Annotated in this window: 10 protein-coding genes, 6 tRNA genes and 1 pseudogene; 10 read left to right on the forward strand and 7 right to left on the reverse strand. The window is 62.2% G+C overall.

The genetic code is table 11. The features are described 5' to 3' along the window. The first annotated feature begins 221 nt into the window (after nt 1-221). From RN729_RS01430 to RN729_RS01455, 6 genes are all read left to right on the forward strand, one after another. Nucleotides 222-295: transfer RNA gene (locus RN729_RS01430), tRNA-Val, on the forward strand. Nucleotides 296-312: 17 nt separating this feature from the next. Next, nucleotides 313-387 (forward strand) — tRNA-Asp (locus RN729_RS01435). Nucleotides 388-416: 29 nt separating this feature from the next. Further along, a tRNA-Ala gene (locus tag RN729_RS01440) sits at nt 417-490 on the forward strand. A gap of 80 nt (nt 491-570) precedes the next feature. After that, nucleotides 571-642, forward strand: a tRNA-Thr gene (locus tag RN729_RS01445). A gap of 68 nt (nt 643-710) precedes the next feature. Further along, nucleotides 711-783 (forward strand) — tRNA-Gly (locus RN729_RS01450). A gap of 64 nt (nt 784-847) precedes the next feature. Continuing rightward, nucleotides 848-921: transfer RNA gene (locus RN729_RS01455), tRNA-Pro, on the forward strand. A gap of 273 nt (nt 922-1,194) precedes the next feature. On the opposite strand, the gene RN729_RS01460 is transcribed toward RN729_RS01455, so the two are convergent. Then, nucleotides 1,195-2,151, reverse strand: coding sequence for a DUF4238 domain-containing protein (locus RN729_RS01460; RefSeq protein ID WP_310781851.1), 957 nt, complete (start codon nt 2,149-2,151; stop codon nt 1,195-1,197). 80 nt (nt 2,152-2,231) lie between these two features. Between RN729_RS01460 and RN729_RS01465 the strand changes: the two genes are divergently transcribed. Both RN729_RS01465 and RN729_RS01470 read left to right on the forward strand, forming a co-directional pair. Beyond that, a complete protein-coding gene (locus tag RN729_RS01465) occupies nt 2,232-2,483 on the forward strand; it encodes a hypothetical protein (RefSeq protein WP_310781852.1) in 252 nt (83 codons plus the stop codon). Nucleotides 2,484-2,778: 295 nt separating this feature from the next. Then, nucleotides 2,779-4,662: a DUF262 domain-containing HNH endonuclease family protein gene (locus RN729_RS01470; protein ID WP_310781853.1), complete on the forward strand. Its 1,884-nt coding sequence runs from the start codon at nt 2,779-2,781 to the stop codon at nt 4,660-4,662. A gap of 305 nt (nt 4,663-4,967) precedes the next feature. Here RN729_RS01470 and RN729_RS01475 read toward each other — a convergent pair whose 3' ends face one another. From RN729_RS01475 to RN729_RS01495, 5 genes are read right to left on the reverse strand one after another with little or no spacing between them, the layout of a single operon-like run. After that, nucleotides 4,968-6,671: a hypothetical protein gene (locus RN729_RS01475; protein ID WP_310781854.1), complete on the reverse strand. Its 1,704-nt coding sequence runs from the start codon at nt 6,669-6,671 to the stop codon at nt 4,968-4,970. Further along, nucleotides 6,668-8,440, reverse strand: coding sequence for a hypothetical protein (locus RN729_RS01480; RefSeq protein ID WP_310781855.1), 1,773 nt, complete (start codon nt 8,438-8,440; stop codon nt 6,668-6,670). The genes RN729_RS01475 and RN729_RS01480 overlap by 4 nt, the downstream gene beginning before the upstream one ends. Next, nucleotides 8,441-9,943, reverse strand: a complete 1,503-nt coding sequence (locus RN729_RS01485) for a class I SAM-dependent DNA methyltransferase (protein WP_310781856.1) — start codon at nt 9,941-9,943, stop codon at nt 8,441-8,443. It abuts the gene before it with no gap. Beyond that, a complete protein-coding gene (locus tag RN729_RS01490; RefSeq protein ID WP_310781857.1) occupies nt 9,943-11,466 on the reverse strand; it encodes a hypothetical protein in 1,524 nt (507 codons plus the stop codon). The genes RN729_RS01485 and RN729_RS01490 overlap by 1 nt, the downstream gene beginning before the upstream one ends. 32 nt (nt 11,467-11,498) lie before the next feature. Then, on the reverse strand, nt 11,499-14,273 hold the full coding sequence (locus RN729_RS01495) for a DEAD/DEAH box helicase family protein (protein WP_310781858.1): 2,775 nt from the start codon (nt 14,271-14,273) through the stop codon (nt 11,499-11,501). Nucleotides 14,274-14,601: 328 nt separating this feature from the next. On the opposite strand from RN729_RS01495, the gene RN729_RS01500 reads away from it, so the two are divergent. Both RN729_RS01500 and RN729_RS01505 read left to right on the forward strand, forming a co-directional pair. Continuing rightward, entirely contained in the window at nt 14,602-14,937 is a 336-nt protein-coding gene (locus RN729_RS01500) for a helix-turn-helix domain-containing protein (protein WP_310781859.1), read from the forward strand. A 149-nt stretch (nt 14,938-15,086) separates the two neighbouring features. Beyond that, nucleotides 15,087-15,299 carry a hypothetical protein gene (locus RN729_RS01505; RefSeq protein WP_310781860.1) on the forward strand — a complete coding sequence of 71 codons (213 nt, stop codon included), beginning with the start codon at nt 15,087-15,089 and terminating at the stop codon, nt 15,297-15,299. A 16-nt stretch (nt 15,300-15,315) separates the two neighbouring features. Here RN729_RS01505 and RN729_RS01510 read toward each other — a convergent pair. Beyond that, nucleotides 15,316-17,270: pseudogene (locus tag RN729_RS01510) on the reverse strand (hypothetical protein); the annotation flags it as partial.

Consider the following 17,270-nt stretch of genomic DNA (forward strand, 5'->3'; position numbering starts at 1 on the left):
TGAGGGGGAATCGACGATGTGAGTCGCCCGGCAGCCTCCGCCGGCGGAAGCCCGGGTCGCGAACAAGGTAAAGCCCGCCCCGGTGGATGCAACCGTAGCCGGGACCCGCCGATCCGGCGCCCGCCGGAGCACCCCCCGAGGTTGACCGATTCGGCTCGTTCCTTTAGCATTGTGTCGTCCGAGCGGGCTCCCACCCGGGGTCCGCTCGTCTTGTCTTCGGGGGGGCCTTAGCTCAGATGGCTAGAGCGCTACGTTGACATCGTAGAGGTCACTGGTTCGAGTCCAGTAGGCCCCATCGAAACGCCGCTGCAGGGGGCTGTAGCTCAGTCTGGTTAGAGTGCCGGTCTGTCACACCGGAGGTCGCGGGTTCAAATCCCGTCAGCCCCGTCCCCAGAGGTACCAAGGGAGTCGAACGAGGGGCCGTAGCTCAGTTTGGGAGAGCGCTTGAATCGCACTCAAGAGGTCGCGGGTTCAAATCCCGCCGGCTCCACTTTTTCGTCGTCGCGTCCACCCCCGGCACCCCCCGCGAGCCCTCTCGCCGGGTTCGCCCCGGGTAGCGGCCGACGGCTCGCCACCGTAGCTCAGGGGTAGAGCACCGCATTCGTAATGCGGCGGTCGTCGGTTCAAATCCGACCGGTGGCTCTTAGGCAGCACCCCTCCGCCGACAGCCGGCAGGCCGGAGGCTTCGGAGGGAGACGAAGCAGGGACACGCGGGTGTAGCTCAGTTGGTAGAGCGCAACCTTGCCAAGGTTGAGGTCGCCGGTTCGAATCCGGTCACCCGCTTCTTCGCCGCCGGCTCGCGCGCGAGCCCGGCCCCCGCGCCCAACGCGCGGTCCGCAGTACCCCTCGGGGCGTGGCTCAGTCCGGTAGAGCGCTGCGTTCGGGACGCAGAGGTCCCCGGTTCAAATCCGGGCGCCCCGATTTTCCCGCCCGCCTTGTCATGTTTGGCCGGGCGTACTGTTAAGTGGGCCTGGTCATCCAAGTCGTCCCCCGAGATTAGGCGGGCCGCCAAAGGCGGTCGTAGCCAAATCCGGGCGCCCCGGCCCGGTCAACATGCGGCAGTTACATGCCACCCGTCGGCCGCGCCAGCGGCCACGGATCCACATGCCGCGCAGAAACCTTCCCGCAGACGGACACGCTCCGATCCAGCGTGACGGCGACCCCACGATCCCTGAGCCATCCCCAAGAAACGCGTCACGCCCCTGCTGAGCGGCCCAGAGTCTTGGAACGCCGATGCTGGCGCCAGGCGTTTCGAAGCGGCCGCCCAGACTTGAACCAGACCCTCTTGGTTTCGTTGCGATTGACGACGAAGTACTCGTCCGCGTGAAAGCGCGTCCGGCGATTCAACTCATCCACTTGCCACCGAGGAACAGGCACATGGCCACCTCCCTCGGTGCCGTGAGTAAGCAGGAGCATCTGCGTCGGGGAGATGGGAAGGGTGATCTCAATCGTCGAGACTGCCAAACCAGGAGATCGAAGGTGCCAAGGGAGCCGGTAGGCTTCTGGGTCGAACCAGACACACGGTCGATCCGACGTGATAAAGCCGACATCGTCATCAGTGGTCAGCACCCGAAGGCGCATTTGAATCAACCATGGCAGTTGAGTCTCAATCGCAAAAACGACCCATTGAGCTACCGGACCCTCTACGGACGTCTTGAAGTCCTCATAGCTGGCGGACGTGGTGCTACTTGCCGGTGGATATGCCCTGCGGGCCGCTCGCTCCTCAGGTGGGCGCGCGCGCATCGACTTCCGCATTTCATCCATTCGGGCCAGTGCACCCTGAAACTGTTTCTTCCAGTGATTCAAGTGAGGTAGACTCCGAGCCTGCATCGCGGCAACGTACGCGCACAGGAGCATGTGATCCCTTCCTTCGAGGCTCTTCGCAGTGGCAAGCACATCGTTTCGAATGCGCACAAACTCGGACTCCAATTCAGCCAACCCCTGCTCAACGGCAAGTTCGCGACGTCCGTCGTCGAGTGAAATGGTGTAGAGGTCGGTCTCGTGGAAGATGTTCTTGGGAGCTTTCCGTTTGCTCGACTTGCCGTCCTTGGCGAACCGCCACACGTAGGGTGTTTGGCCTTCTGGTGTTGCCGGATCGCACCACGCCGCCAAGTAGGAACGAGGTACCCAGTGCTGCTTCTTGTGCTTCATGCGGTTCTCGCGGTTCAGACGTTCGCTGGGTAACGCGTCGAGGAGTCGGTCGCTCGGCAGGCACAGTTCGTGATCTCCCGGTGACGGGCTTTAGCCAAGCCATCGAACAGGCCTGCACCATAAGATCGATCGAGGTGCGGTTCGCCGCCATACTAGGCCCGGTCGACCAACGCCTCAATCTCGACGAGATCAAGGACCGGAAGACGACGGTGCGCCGTCCGCAGTCGAACGGCTTCATCGAGCGCTTCCACCGAACGCTCCTGGAACCCCTCGGGATGGCGGGTAGCGCCACTTGGTACGAGTCCGTCGAGGAAACGCAGGGCGGGTCTTGACACTTGTCTCGAAACCGGCAACCGTAACCTCCCACACCACGGCCGTGGCACGGAGCGGCGCATCCCACATTAGATCTCTAGGGAGGGGTTCGGAAATCCAAGGGTCCCGCAGCAGTCAACCAAGAAGGAGGTGAAGATCACAGCCTGAAGCGCTAGCCTTGACGAGGCCGGGTATTAGGTGATGCCGTACTTGTACGTCGTACCCATCCCCGCACACCCCTTCCCGTCCGAGAATCCACACCAACAACCCCTAATAAGCTGAGCCCATCTCAAAGTCAGGAGTGACCATCGCCTCATGGAACAACCAGTCAAGACATCAGGTGACGAAGCCTTCGCGTCAAGGAAGCAGTACATCGTACCCAGCTATCAACGCAACTACGTGTGGAAGCAACGAGCCCATTGGGAGCCTCTTTGGGAAGACATCAGAGAGCTCACACGCCAAATCCTAGCTGACGGTACGCAGGCGAAACCCCACTTCCTTGGCACCATCATCACGAAGGAAATCGGTACTTCCGGCTTCATCAATCAATGGTGGGTCGTTGATGGGCAACAGCGCCTCACAACGCTCCAAGTGTTCATTGCTGCGACTCATACTGTCTTCTCTGAGCGTGACCTAGAGCAGTCAGCCGCGATTCTTTCTGACCTCCTCGTCAATCCAAGCAGCAGCGTGAAGGCTGAAGGCGACAAGTACAAGATCACGCACAAGAGCAGCGAGTACGCTGGCTTCACGGCGATAATTGATGCCGCTCTCTCGCCCGGTTCTTCCAACCGCGATCCGGAGGAATCGAGTCTCAGGGACTGCTACGCTTACTTCCTCGAAGCAGTTCGAGACTGGCTGGACTCCAGCGATTCTGACCAAACCGAAGCCCTAGCCGGAGCCTTGACCACGGGCCTCCTAACTAAGTTGCAAGTCGTTGACATTCGATTGGACGACCGGGAGAACAGCCACACGATCTTCGAGACGTTGAACGCTCGGGGTGCCCCTCTCACCGAATGGGAGAAGACCAAGAACTACATCCTCTCCCTGGCTGTTCGCGAGGATGACTCCTACGGAGATAAGTTCTACCGGGAGCATCTAGAACACTACGACGCTGATCCGTACTGGAGTCAGATCGTGAGCGAGGCCCGCTTCCACGGCAAGCACATCGATCGATTCTTGTTCTTCTTCGCACAGATTGAACTTCCCAAGCGTCTTCACAGCTTGTCGGGCGAGCTGATCAAGACGCTGCCCCGGGGCCGGCTTTATCGTGATTTCCGCTACGTCGGCGAGCACATCTACCGTGCCAATGACGACGAGCTGATGGCCATGACAGAACGTCTCAAGCGATACGCTGACATCTACAGGGCCATTGACGAACGTAACGGCTTCTCGGCCCACGCCGGGCAGGTCATGCATCGGGCGACTGATATCATCAAGCTGTCGTCGCTGATCCCCGTATTCATGGAGTTGGTGGAGAAGTTGGGTTACGGCGACGCGCTAGACCGAGCGCTCAGTGTCGTGGACAGCTACCTGATGCGGCGCGTGGCGCTCAAGGCGTACTACTCCGGTTTCGATGACGTAGCGTTCGCGCATGTCCAAGCGCTCCGCGATACGTCTGCGGACGAGATCGTGTCTGCCTTGATCGACCGCTTCGACAACTCGCCCAGTAGCGCGTATTGGCCTTCCGACGACCAGATCATGCGGTATTTCCTCAGCGGTGATATGTACAATCGCATCTCAAAACCACGCCTGAAGAACCTGCTGAGCGCCATCGCTGAGAGGATGCACGGTGAGAATACCACGTCGAGCGACGGTCCGTTTACGCTAGGATCGGTGACCATCGAGCATGTGGTCCCACAGGACTGGCAGCGTCACTGGGCCGACGATCTGAGCTTCGATGGCAGCGAAGACGCTAGGCATCGACTCGATCAAATCGTCCATCGCATAGGTAACCTCACGTTGGTCGCGTACAACTCCAAGCTGAGCAATCGCCCTTGGACCGAGAAGCGGGAACTGCTTGCGGAGGATCGCTTGGAAATGAACAAACGGTTGCTCCGAGACATGAAAGGGGAGGCTTGGAATGAAGCAGAGATCGGATACCGCAGCGAACAGATGGCGAACTACGTCATCGGGATTTGGCCTCACGCCGATGGTCTCCGGCGCAGCCTAGGCATCTCCGCAGTTGATACAGCGACTTGAACGCTGGCACCAGAGCGAATCGGCCTTGGCCGGCCTTCACTATGCCGTCTTCACCAGGACGCAGTGGACGAACTCGCTGGGTTATCTTGCCACCGCCACGGCTCCCACCGCCGAGAAGTCCGCCTCTGTCCGCGCATCTCCGACGCAGCGCTTCAGCGGCCGCCACAGCCGGGTTTCCTGCTCGCCCTCAAGTAACCCCAAGAGTTGGACACCCCACCCGCGGCACACGCGCGTGCAGTAGGTCCGGCGATGGAAGAAATCTAGGCGGCGGACCACCGTGTCGAACTCGGTCCGCCGCCTTCTACTCACCGCGTCTTGTCATTGATCGACTCTCCTAGTGGCCAGAACTGAGGCGGCACTGGAACGCGATAGTGTCGGCTAGCAAGAATAACCAACGGCCATAGGCCGAAGCGGACGGCAGACAACGAAGTGAACGCCCCGCTGGCTTCGTCTTCCAACTTGATACGAGCGAGCGTGGCCTCGAAAGAACGCTGGATCTCAATGTCGGTGAACGCCAGTCCGTGGGCATCGCTGTTCCGGTAAAGGTGGGTTTCGGTGTCGGAGCCCGGGAACAATAGCTGTAACGTCGAATGGGCGTAGGGTCCAGCTACGAAGTCCGCCAACTGCCCCAGCGTGTCAGCGTCCTTCGTGACAGCGGCCCAAACCGCCAGCGTGGGAATCAGCAAGCTGCCGGCGGTGGCTTCGACGCGATAATCATCGTCCTGCCTCGGGTGGTCGATCAGATCCCGGTACTCGTTGTGGACGCAGGGATACAGGCCATGGGTCCGAAAGGCGAACATCGTCGCTTCGGCAGTAGTCCCAATCCATTCGCGGATCACGGAGGCCGATTTGACTCCATTCAGGAAAAGGCATGCGATGTTGATGTCGATCGCCTGGCTGTCCTTGATCGGGGTGAACAGAATGGGGTTGGTCGCGATGATGTCGGTGAGAAGTTGGGCCGTCCGCCGCACGGCAAGTCCGGCTTGTTCCTCGTCTTCCTCCCGACCGTCTTGTGCGATACGCTCCGCAGAATGCAGGAGCCACAGCCCTCTGCTCCCGATGCGCCCAACGAGATCAAACATTCTGAGATTCACGTCCAAGGACGCATGGCTCGGCACGCCGGCACTCAAGCCGTGAGCCGCCTTGGCCCTCGGCTCAACGTAGCTGGCGATGTAGTCGTCGGCGATCTGGAGGTGCAGCTCGATGAGGCGTCCCATCGATTGTCCGATCTCCCGCGCGTCTTCCGATTCGGACTTGAGATACTCCTTGGCAAGCTCCCACGCGACAAGGACGGCCCGCTCGCTGCAAAGATAGGCGGCTTCGATGTTGTCAGCGTTGCGGCCCCAAACATAGAGCGTCCAAAGACTGAGGTAGATCTGGCGGATCGCCGTGAGGTGCGCCGGTCCGGCCGCCTCACACGCGTTGCCAATGCTGGTCATGAGGCGGCAGAAGTGTTCGAAACTGGCGTCGGGTTCGTCGACGAGCGCCAGCGACTTGCGGAAGTCAGACCGCCACGTTTCTGGAAGGGCGTTCTCCCGAAGCACGCCTGAGAGGATTAGGCCGGCCAGCCTGTCCCCATTCCAGATATCGAACTCGATCCTGCCCTCCTCTGTGTACTTGTCGATGTAGCCCCCGACCTCTGTTCGCACGCCTTCATGCAGCTCTCCACCGAGGCAAAGAACGATCACCACCGGGAGGTCCTTGAAGCGTTCCCCCAAGATCTTCGGGATGTACACTTCCCGTATCTCATCGAGCGACGCCCGCAGGGACTGTGGGCCGGTGTTCCAAGCGGCACGCCTGAGATCTCCAGGCTTGATGGAAATGAGGAAGACCTTACGGTCGCCCTCCCAATCGCCCTCCGCGCCGACATCGACGCCATACTGTCTCGTGCCGATCGCGGGTCTCGAGAAGACCGACATGCCGATTTCGCTGAGAAGATCGGGCAGGATGACGTCGAGTTCGCCGCGTTCCTTCAGCGACGCCAGATACTCTGCGAGGATCAGTTTCATTTCGGCGGAGCTTCCGACCGGAAGCGAAGAATCGTGTTCTGGAGGCCGACCGGATCGAGGGCCTCAAGCCTAGGCATGTCGATTTCCTGCTGAAAACTCGCCAACGGCATCTCTTGCCGCTGCGGGTCGCTCCCCTCGTCCGCAGGCACGTAGTAGACCGAACCACTGCCATAGAGTAGGACCGAACGATGAACGAGCTGGGACATGACTGAACGTTCTTGGGCTTCCTTCCAGATCGTCCGCGCCAGATCATTCTGCCGGTGAACCTGCATTAGGCGGTCCCGGGCGCTCGGTTGAAATGCGGAGCAGAGGCCGGTCCGCTGCAGTCCTTCGAGGTACCTCGCCAACGACGACGAGAGCCGTTTCACGGATACTTCTGCTGGGTCGTCCGCCGAGATAGCCCCTTCAAGCCACTCGATCTCGCCCGGATAGTTCAACAGAAAATAGGACCAAATCAGTGCTTCAACATCGGCGCGGTTCTCATCGGATGCAGCCCGGAGACAAGATAGGAGCAACGCCGATGCACCTGCCTTATGCGCGAGGCAGTAACCGAGGATCTTTCGGGCTAGGAATGGGACCCAGGCGGGATCGAGAGCGAACTCCGTCAGATCGATATCGAGGCCAGCGGGAGCTTCGTTGTGCGGCAAGAGTCGGCAGGCGACAAGGCTGAGCCGGTGGTCGCCGGCTAGGAGAAGCGAGACGACATACCATCCCAATAGGTCAGCAGGTCCGTTCGTGAGTTTGTGCCGGAAGCTACCCAGCGCTTCAAGATCAATAGAGTTGTCGCGATTACCAAGTAGATACCGCAACAAACGGAGCACGCGCTGTCGATCTCCATCCAAATCCCACTGACTCAGGATCACGTCGATGAACTGGATGGTGACGGGAGCATCTCCGTCCACATGTTGCATCGCCGAAAAGCTGGCGTCGATCATCGCCTCCGTATAGCTGCTGTGGCCGCCGTGAAGGCCGACTGTGATGGCTTGACACGTCATCGGCTGAGGATTGGTGCATGCCTTGATCAGGAGCGGCTCCACCACAGGCACGAGCCTCTCGCCGAACCGGTCAAGCAGTTGTAGAGCCGCTCCGACCGCGCACGCTGCATCCCGATCCGAACCCGGGGATTCGATCACCTGCTCGAGGCGTTCGGTTATCCGGTCAAGAATGCTGCCATCATCTTCCGGCGCTATTCGGCCGAGTGCGAGGAGGGCATCCTGCCGTATGTGTGGTTGCGGTTGCCGCGACAAGTCGAGCGCCTCCTCGGCATACTTCTCCGGATCATGTGCCGCACCGGCCACTAGAACATGACGGGTGATGCCCGTCTGCTTGTCTAGATCGCTTCGGACGAACATCAGTCCTTCGGCTGAGCGGCTGGGGCTGAGTTGAAGCCAGTTGACGAGCGCGTCGTAGACTTGGCCGGCGGCGAGGTCATTGCCGGCTTTGTCGAAGAGGACTTCACAGGTAGCCGCTGCTTCCGCGACTGAACAGCGGATCAGCGGCAGGGTCAGGCAGAAGACCTGTTGAAACCTGAAGAATGTAGGGTCCGCTGCGGGGAGTTGATCGGACCGGAAGACCTCCAGGAGGTCGAGCGTACCGTCATCGTGGAGTTCGGCAAGCACCTCTGCCAGCTGATCGGTTTCCTCATAGGAGACGGACGCGATCGTGCTGAGCAACGACTCTGTAAGGGCCGCGGCTAGGATGGCTTCGCGTGTGATCATGGAGTCAAGAAATGTCCGGGTCGACCAATCGTCGGCGCCGGTTCGCGCCACTCATGCATTGTCTCCCAATGACTCAAGCTCCTGGACGACGCCTTGAAACGCTTCCAGCGCGGTGAGCAGGTCTTCAACGATCTCGACCGCCAGCACCTTCGGCTCCGGTAGATTCTCGCCGTCCTCCAGAGCGCTGTCGCGGAGCCACAGCAGGTCCAGATTCAGCTTGTCGCGCGAAGCCAGTTCGTCGTGCTCGAAGGCTCTCCAGCGTCCCGCCTCGTTCTCCGGGCTCCACGTCTGTTTCCTCTGGTGGCGTTCGCCCGCACGGAAGCACTCGACAAACTCGTCGAGGTCCGCCCGCCGCAGCGGCTTCATCTTGAGGGTGAAGTGCTTGTTCGTTCGCAGGTCGTAGACCCACAGCCGCTCGGTCCAAGGCTTCTCGCGCGCGGGTTTTGCGTCGAAGAACAGGACGTTTGCCTTGACCCCCTGAGCGTAAAAGATCCCGGTGGGCAGACGGAGAAGCGTGTGGACATCGAATTGCTGGAGCAGGTGGCGCCGCACCGTTTCACCCGCGCCGCCCTCGAACAGGACGTTGTCCGGTATGACGATGGCGCAAGTGCCGTGCCTCTTGAGCAGGGTCTTCACGTGCTGGACGAAGTTGAGTTGCTTGTTCTTCGTGGTGGTCCAAAAGCCCTGCCGCTCGTAGACGTGCGATTCCGTCTCGAGTTCCCCTTCCTCGTTTACGATCTGGACGCTGCTCTTTCTTCCGAACGGCGGGTTGGTAAGCACCATCGAGAAGCGTTGGCTGGGATCGTTGGCTAGGCTGTCGACTCCCGACTGGATCGGTGACTCATCCGGGCTGATCCCGTGCAGATGGAGGTTCATGATGCAGAGCCGGGCCGTTGCCGGCACGATCTCCCCGCCTCGAACGAAGCCTTGTCGGAGATGGCGTTTCTGGTCGGGATCCAAGGTGCTTCCGTGCTCACGGACCACGTATTCGTGGGCAGCGAGGAGGAATCCGCCGGTGCCGCAGGCGGGATCGCAGACGGTGTCGGCCGGCCCTGGCTGCATCACATCCACGATGGCCTTGATCAGTTCGCGGGGGGTAAAATACTGACCGGCGCCCTTCGGCGACTCCTGCGCCGACTTGGCCAGCAGGCCTTCGTAAATGTCGCCCTTCACGTCCGCCCGCATCGACATCCAGTCCTCGGGATCGATCAGGTCGACGATCAGCCGCTTGAGGGTCGCCGGATTCTGGATCTCCTGCCGAGCCTTCTTGAAGATCTCCCCCAACATCCCTCCCTGCTTCGGAAGCTCTGTCAGGATGCGTCGGTAGTGCGTCTCCAACTCCTCGCCGTCGCGAACGAGAAGGCTCGGCCAGTCGAGCCCGTCCGGTACGATGGGAGGGCGGCTCCACGGAGGCTGGGTCTGCTGGTGGGCCATCTTCAAGAACAGAAGGAAGGTGATCTGCTCCGTGTAGGCCATGTAGGACAGCCCGTCGTCACGTAGCAGGTTGGCGAAGCTCCAGGCTTTGTTGACGATCTGTTGCGTGTCGTTTGGCATCAGGTGACTTGGCTCATGCGCTTGCGTTTCGGCTTCGAGGAGCGCCGCCTTCTCTTGTTCCCTTCAGCATCCCGCTCCAATCGGATGCGTTCAAGCAGGACGGACGCGGGCTCGTCGTTAGGATCTTGCGGGACCAGGCGCCCCTCGACAGCGCGCTTGAGGATGGACTGGCGAAGGGCGGGCGCACGGAGTGCCATGCCCGCTTCAACTTGGTCTTGCACGTCCCGTCCGGTGTCACAAAGCAAATCTGCGGATCGGACAGCGCGGACTTGCTCGCGGATGGGGGCCAGGGGAATGGGAAGCGCCCTGACCTTGGAGAGGCTGAGTGTGTACAAACCAGACGTTGAACTCGCCTTCGCCAGTACCGCCTGCCGGCCGCGGGGCGAAAGGAGCCATGTCAGCAGCCATCGAGACCGGATGGAAGGAGCACAGCGAACCTTGATCAAGTGATTCTGATGGCAGCACGGCTCCAAGCCCCCCCTCCACTCCGCCACGCGTCCGATCTGTTCGGCGCTTCCGTTGCCTTCCACGATGAGGAGATCGCCAGGACGCAGGGCCACGCGATCAAGTTCTGCTTCAGAAACTCCGATCATTCTCACGTCGTCCAACCTGATCTCGTCGGCGTAGACGTTGGCTACGCGCAGATAGGGGTACTTCACCGGCAATCCACTCCTTGCTGGGTTCTTGGTTAGCCCGCCGGTCACTTCTGCCACCTGATCCACCGTCGCCCAGCACCATCCCTTGGGTAGCGGCGGCAGGTTGCCGGCATCCGGTTCTACGGGTTCCTTGTACTTGTTCTCCCAGTTCTTCGGTGGTCTTTTTTCCTTCGCCTTGAACTTCGCGAGTTGTTCCTCCTCCCAGTGCTTCCGCCGTTCGGCCAGGATGCGCCTAAGCAGGTCCTCGCCGGCCTCTTCGGGCGGATTCTCCTTCCTCCATTGCTGGGTCATCCTGCCCTCGACCGCCGCCTTGAGGACGGACGCGCGGTAGTGCTCCAGATTGGCCTCGGCACGCTCAAGCGCGGTGATGCCGATGTCCAGTCTCGCGAAGAGTGACTCGATTCTGGCGACGACGCGCTGTTGTTCGGCGATCGGGGCTAAAGGGATCTTCACATCTTCCAGCCAGATTTTCCGGACACGCAACTGTCCAACCGCACCCTGCATGTTTCTTCGCGCTTGGTCCCTGAATTCGGATCGAGAGAGGCAGTAACCGATCCACGGGCCCATGCCGTCCGTGTGCAGCCGCAGGACGAAGAACTCGGTGGAACCATAGCCGAGAGGTGGTTGAATCTCGGGAACAATGGCGATCTTCCCGTTCTCCATGCACGGTGTAATCTTGGCAAAAAGCACGTCACCAGGTTGGAACTGCGTATAGCCGCGCTTGATCGCCGCGAAAGCCCGTCGCTCTGTAACGTCGATTCCCCCGAATTCCTCGGCTACTCGCGCCATGGGGACGAATACAAGTGGGGTCTGGTCGTCGTAATCGGGCTTAGCCTTAGTCGGATTGATGCACACCACGTCCTTCATCCGGGCTAGGACCCATCCCTCCGGTACGTCCTTCACGCGGCCAGTCTCTCATTCAACTCAGCCAGCATCCCGTCCAGATCTTCCCCGAACGCCTGCCACGCGCCCCCGAGCCCACCCCACTGGTTGAACGGCACGTCCTCGAAGTTCTCCCGCTCGATCACCAGGCTGGTAGCGATATGGTCCTTGATCGCATCCAGCCACCGCCGTTGCTCCACCGTGAACTCCTGTCCCCCGTGCGTCTTCTCTTCCAGCCACGCTTGGTATCGCACCTCCACCTGATCTGCCACGGGAGCGAGCGTATCCTCCGGACCGATCGCATGCTTCACGATCGCGACCAGATCGACGAGCGCGCTGCCACCCCGACCCTGTACACGCTCCGGCTCCAGCGCTTCGTAGAGCCGCCACAGCCCGTTGGCGGGATCGTGGAGCCCGACTGGAGGATTGCGTAGCGCATCCCGCAGCTCCTTCACGTGACGGTACCGGAGCCCCGCGCGGTAAGGACGGCTGTACAAGATCCGCAGCGCTTCGATGTCATCCTTGTTCTCCTCGAGGAACCGCTGGAAATCGTCAAGCTTCGAGCGAGCGCTCTGGACCGCCGCCTCGCTATGCCCGAAGTCGAGTAGGACGTCGATCGCCGCTTCGTCGATGATCTGGTAGAGGCTCTGCGCGATCTCGACGATCGCCCGCCTGAGTCCCGGCTGGCTGAACGGCTTGAGCGCCTCGGCCATGCGCTCACGCTCCACCGCGTCCAGCTGCTCTGCGGATGGCTCCTCATCCTCGGGCAACCCGTGCTTCGCGAGGGCTGCCTCATTTGTAGCCTGCGGATCGATGCTCTCCAGAAGTCGACCGGTCAGCCCCGCCAGACTCTGACCGCCCGATTCGCGTGCGATCCGCGACGCCTGCCCCTCGTCCACCTGCCGGCCGAGCCGAGCCAGGCGCGATGCCAAGCTCGACGCCAGGTCCGCGTCGACGATCCCCATCGCCACCCTCTGAAGCAGCTTCTCAGTGCTGACCGAAGGCCGACGCTCCAGCGGAGGCGATACGGTCTTGTCGCGCTCGCACACGCCGACCGCATCGACGATGACGAAGTGCGTCTTGTCAGTTGCGTCCGGGGTCACGCTCTGAAGGTCGTCGCGATCGATGACGCGCACCCCGCGCCCCTTCATCTGCTCGAAGTATCCCGCCGAGTTGACGTTGCGCATGAACAGGAGGCATTCGAGCGGCTTCACGTCCGTGCCGGTCGCAATCATGTCCACGGTGACCGCGATACGCGGGTTGTACGAGTTGCGGAAGCTGCTGAGAAGATCCTCGGGCGAGGCGCCGGTGGTCTTCGACGTGATCTTCTGGCAGAAGTCGTTGCCCTTGCCGAACTCCTCCTTGATGATCTTCACGATGTCGTCAGCGTGGCTGTCCTGCTTGGCGAAGACGAGCGTCTTGGGGACTTCGGTGCGGCCCGGGAAGATCTCCGTGAACAGGTGGTCCCGAAAGGTGCGCACGACAAGCCGGATCTGGTCCGGAGCGACGACGTCCCGGTCGAGTTGGGTCGCGGTGTACGTGAGGTCGTCCTCCAACTCCGCGAGCGTCGTCTTCCGGGTACGGCGGTCGCGCCTCGGAACATAGCGCCCCGCTTCCGCGGTCAGGCCGCCACCCTCCTCCGAGATCTTCGTCTTGATGCGGTAGATGTCGTAGCCGACGTTGACCCCATCCGCCACGGCCTTCGTGTGCGAATAGTCCTGCACGACGTTGTGCCTGAAGAAACCGATGGTGTGCGGACTCGGGGTCGCGGTCAGCCCGACCAGGAACGCGTCGAAGTACTCGATCACCTGCCGCCAAACGTTGTAGATCGAGCGGTGGCACTCGTCGATGACGATGAAGTCGAACATCTCCGGCGGCACGTCGGGCGTGTACTCGACCGGAACGGGCTCGCTGCCGGGCTGTCGGGCGGACTCGAAAAGCGACTCGTCCTCGTTGGCGGGGTCGTACTCGGGATCTCCCTTCAGGATCGAATAGAGGCGCTGGATGGTCGTGATGACGACCTTGCTGGCCGGATCGATGGCGTTGCCGCTCAAGTGCTGGACGACGAACTCCTCGGAGAAGGTGTACGCGGAGGAAGGATCCCTGAACTGCTGGAACTCGTTCAGCGTCTGCCGTCCCAGGTTGTTGCGGTCGACGAGGAAGAGGATGCGCTTGGCCTTGGCGTACTTGATGAGCCGGTGGCAGGCCGAGACCGCGGTGAAGGTCTTGCCGCTGCCCGTGGCCATCTGGATGAGGGCGCGCGGCCGGGCATGCGAGAGCGACAGCTCCAGGTTCGCGATGGCCTCGTGCTGGACGGGCCAGAGCTTGCCTTGCGGCAGGTCCGGCATCTTCCGGAGCAGCCGGCGCAGCTGTTCCGATCCGAGATCCTGTAGCCGCAGCAACTCCTCGGGACGGTGGAACGTGAAGATCTCGCGACTGCGCGGGTCGGGGTCGAGGCCGTTCGTGAACTGGGTCACCTCGCCCGTGGACTCGTAGGCGAAGGGGAGGGGGCGGTACCGCGCGGGAACCTGCTCGTCGAGCCCTTCGGTGTAGCGCTTCGACTGGACGACGACGCCTTGGAGGGTGTGTCCGGCGGGCTTCGCCTCGATAACCCCAACGGCCCACCCGTCTGCGTAGAGCAGGTAGTCGGCGGATCCGCGCCGGATCTCGGCACCGTCCGTCCATCTCAGAGGAAACTCCCGGACAGCCACGCCACGCCCCGCATGGATGTTCATGGACGCGAAGTCCTGAACGACCCAACCACAGGCTTCGAGTTGCCCGTCGATCTTCACACGGGCTTGCTGCTCAGGTGTCAGCGGCACAGGAACGCGGTCATCTCAAACCGGGGCATGGCTCGACGGCTCCGTGCGCAATGGTTTGCGAGAAGGGTGGTTGAGGGTTGGTTGAGCGCATGGCGGATAATACGGCGAAACGGTGGAGGGCCGCGATGGCGGCCAGCCCGCAAGCGATCGACATCGCTCCGCAACCAGGGTGGGGAAGGGTGGTCGGCGCGCCTCGGGCCGAACTTGACGATGGTAGGCCAATGGCCTACATCATAACACATGGGTTTTGAGTGGGACGATGCCAAGAGCGAGGCCAACAAGAAGGACGTTCGGGAATATGGGCACGACGCGCATCAGAATTGATCTGGACGACCCGGCAAGCCTACCCGAAGGGAGGGTCGACTACGCCGTCTTGGACAGCACCACGGAGGCGGACCTGATCGCGCAGCAGCGGGAGGACGACGCCGAAGCAATGCGGGACATGGCGCGGTTTACGCGCCGGGTCCGCAAGCGCATGGGCTTTACGCAGGTGGAGTTTGCGCGGCGCATCGACGTATCGCTCGAGACGATCCGCAACTGGGAACAGGGCAAGCGGGGTCCCACGGGCGCCGCCAGAACGTTGCTCCGCATCCTGGACAAGGCCCCGGAAATCGCGCTTCAGGTGCTAGGCTGAGGATCAACTCCGACCCGGAACGCACCGGCAAGCGGATCGGGGACCTTAAGGAATACGTCCGCCGGAATCTGCTCGACGCCGAGCGCTTCATCTGCGGACACCACCGGGATTGCGGTGCCAGCGCGCCCCCGTACTTCTACGAGGGCCAGATGAGCCACGTCGGCAAGCACTACGACCTCTTGGTGGACGATCAGGAACTGCGGATGGTCGTGGTTGGACAGGAGTACGGACAGGCCTTCTCCCGGGTCGACCTCGAAGCCCGCACGTCGATGATCGATGGATCGGTGCGGGAACGTCGCACTATCCGTCGTTCGACGAGAATGCCTACGCGACGGAGTCCGGGGCCGACCGGCGCACGCTAGCTGGCTTGGTGCGGCCCTAACCTGCCTCCCGCGCCTCCCGCGTCAGCGTCTCCAGCATCTCCATGTAGAACTCCCGCTGCGACTGCTGGTCTTGCGTCAACGGGCCGACCACCCCCTCCACGGCGCCCGTGAGGCGGGCGAGGCGGCTGGCCAACTCACCGAATTCGCGGCGCAGGTCGCGCAGCTTGGCGGCGCGGGGGCCGACATCCTCCGCAGCGATTCCCTCGAGCGCCTCCTCGATACGCGACCCTTCGGAGTCGACCCGGGCTCTCGCCTCGGCCAGCTCCAGCAAAGTGGTTGTCCAGGCTGATCTTACGTCGACAGGCGCATCGATTCGCGGATCCTCGCGCACCGAAAGACGTCGTGCGGACTCCACCCCGACAGCCTGCAGGCGCGCGGTGTAGGTGCCGGGGACGACCAGCGGGCCTCGTCCGGCCTCCACCTCGTGGCGCATGTCCCACACCACCCGGTTCATCCCCTGTCCCGTGGTCCCGTCCAGCATCGCAACGCGTGCGCCGCCTTCATCCTCGATGGCAACACTCACCGTCTCGTCGGGTGCCTCCTCGGCGAGCCAGTAATCAAGGATGGCGCCGTTGGGCGGATTCTCGCCCTGGTAGTGGACATCGCCCGCGTGGGCGGCTCCGCCTGCACGCCTGATCTGCGTGGCGGGCTCGATGGTGAACAGGTGCGCCGGGCTGGCCATGACCTCGGGCGTCAGTTCCTGGAGTGCGTTGATCTGATCGAGGATCCAGATGCCTCGCCCGTGCGTCCCGAGCACGAGGTCGTTGTCGCGCGGATGGATGACGAGGTCGTTGAACGGGAGCGTCGGCATCCCGCCCCGCACCTCGGTCCAGTGCGCGCCGCCGTCCATCGTGTAGAAGAGCCCGATCTCGGCGCCCAGGAAGAGCACCGAGGGGTTGCGCGGATCCTCGCGCACCGTGCGCAGCACGCGCTCGGCGGGCAGATCGCCGGTGATCGAGACCCAGGTCTCCCCGTAGTCGTCGGAGCGGTACAGGTAGTTGGCGTAGTCGTCGTTGCGGTAGTTGTTCCAGACCGCATAGACGCGGCCCTCCTCGTGTCGGGAGGGCTCGATGCCGTTCACCCACGCCCCGGGGGGAAGGCCGGGGAAGCCGGAGAGGGCGGAGGGTTCGTCCGAGTCGGACGCGTCGCGGGCGGCCACGTCGGTCCAGCGTTCGCCGCCGTCGCGGGAGACGTGCAGGCGGCCATCCGCGGTGCCGGCGTAGATGAGGCCCTGCCGGAGCGGGCTTTCCGCGACGGCCGAAATGGTGGGGTAGTAGGGAACGCCGTCGTCCAGAGATGGCGTGAGGTCGTTCGGCATCTGCCCCATGACCGGCAGGGTGCGCCGATCCACGCCGGTGGTGAGGTCGCCGAGGGCCTGCCACGAGTCGCCCTGGTCGGTGGTCTTCCACATTGTCCGGGTACCGGCGTACAGGGTGGATCCGTCGTGAGGCGAGATGATGAAGGGACCGTCCCAGTTGGCGGGCTCCATGGCGTTGCCCAGGCGCTGCTCCTCGAAGGTGCCCACCTCCCGCCAGGTCTCCCAGTTGCGCCGGCCCGCGATATTGCCCGCGGGATTGCCGGGCCGGATGCTGGTGCGCTGTCCGCTCCGAATATCCAGCCGTGATAGGCCCAGATATTGTGATTCTGTATATATGATATAGTTGTTTGTTGTATCCGGTATGTTCACGAAGCCGTCGCCGCCCCCCAGCCGGCGCCAGTCGCTGTTGACAATCCCCTCCATGCGGTACGTCTCGCTGGGCCCCATCCAGGAGCCGTTGTCCTGAAGGCCTCCATAGACGTTATAGGGCTCCGCCATGTCCACCTGGACCCGGTAGTACTGGCTCACCGGCAGGTCGGAGATGTAGAGCCAGCTCAGGCCACGATCCCAGGAGATTCCGAGCCCGCCGTCGTCGGCCTTCATCACGTGGCGCGAGTCGTCGGGGTTGACCC

It is taken from the genome of Candidatus Palauibacter polyketidifaciens (genome assembly GCF_947581785.1).
Classification (GTDB): Bacteria; Gemmatimonadota; Gemmatimonadetes; order Palauibacterales; family Palauibacteraceae; genus Palauibacter; species Palauibacter polyketidifaciens.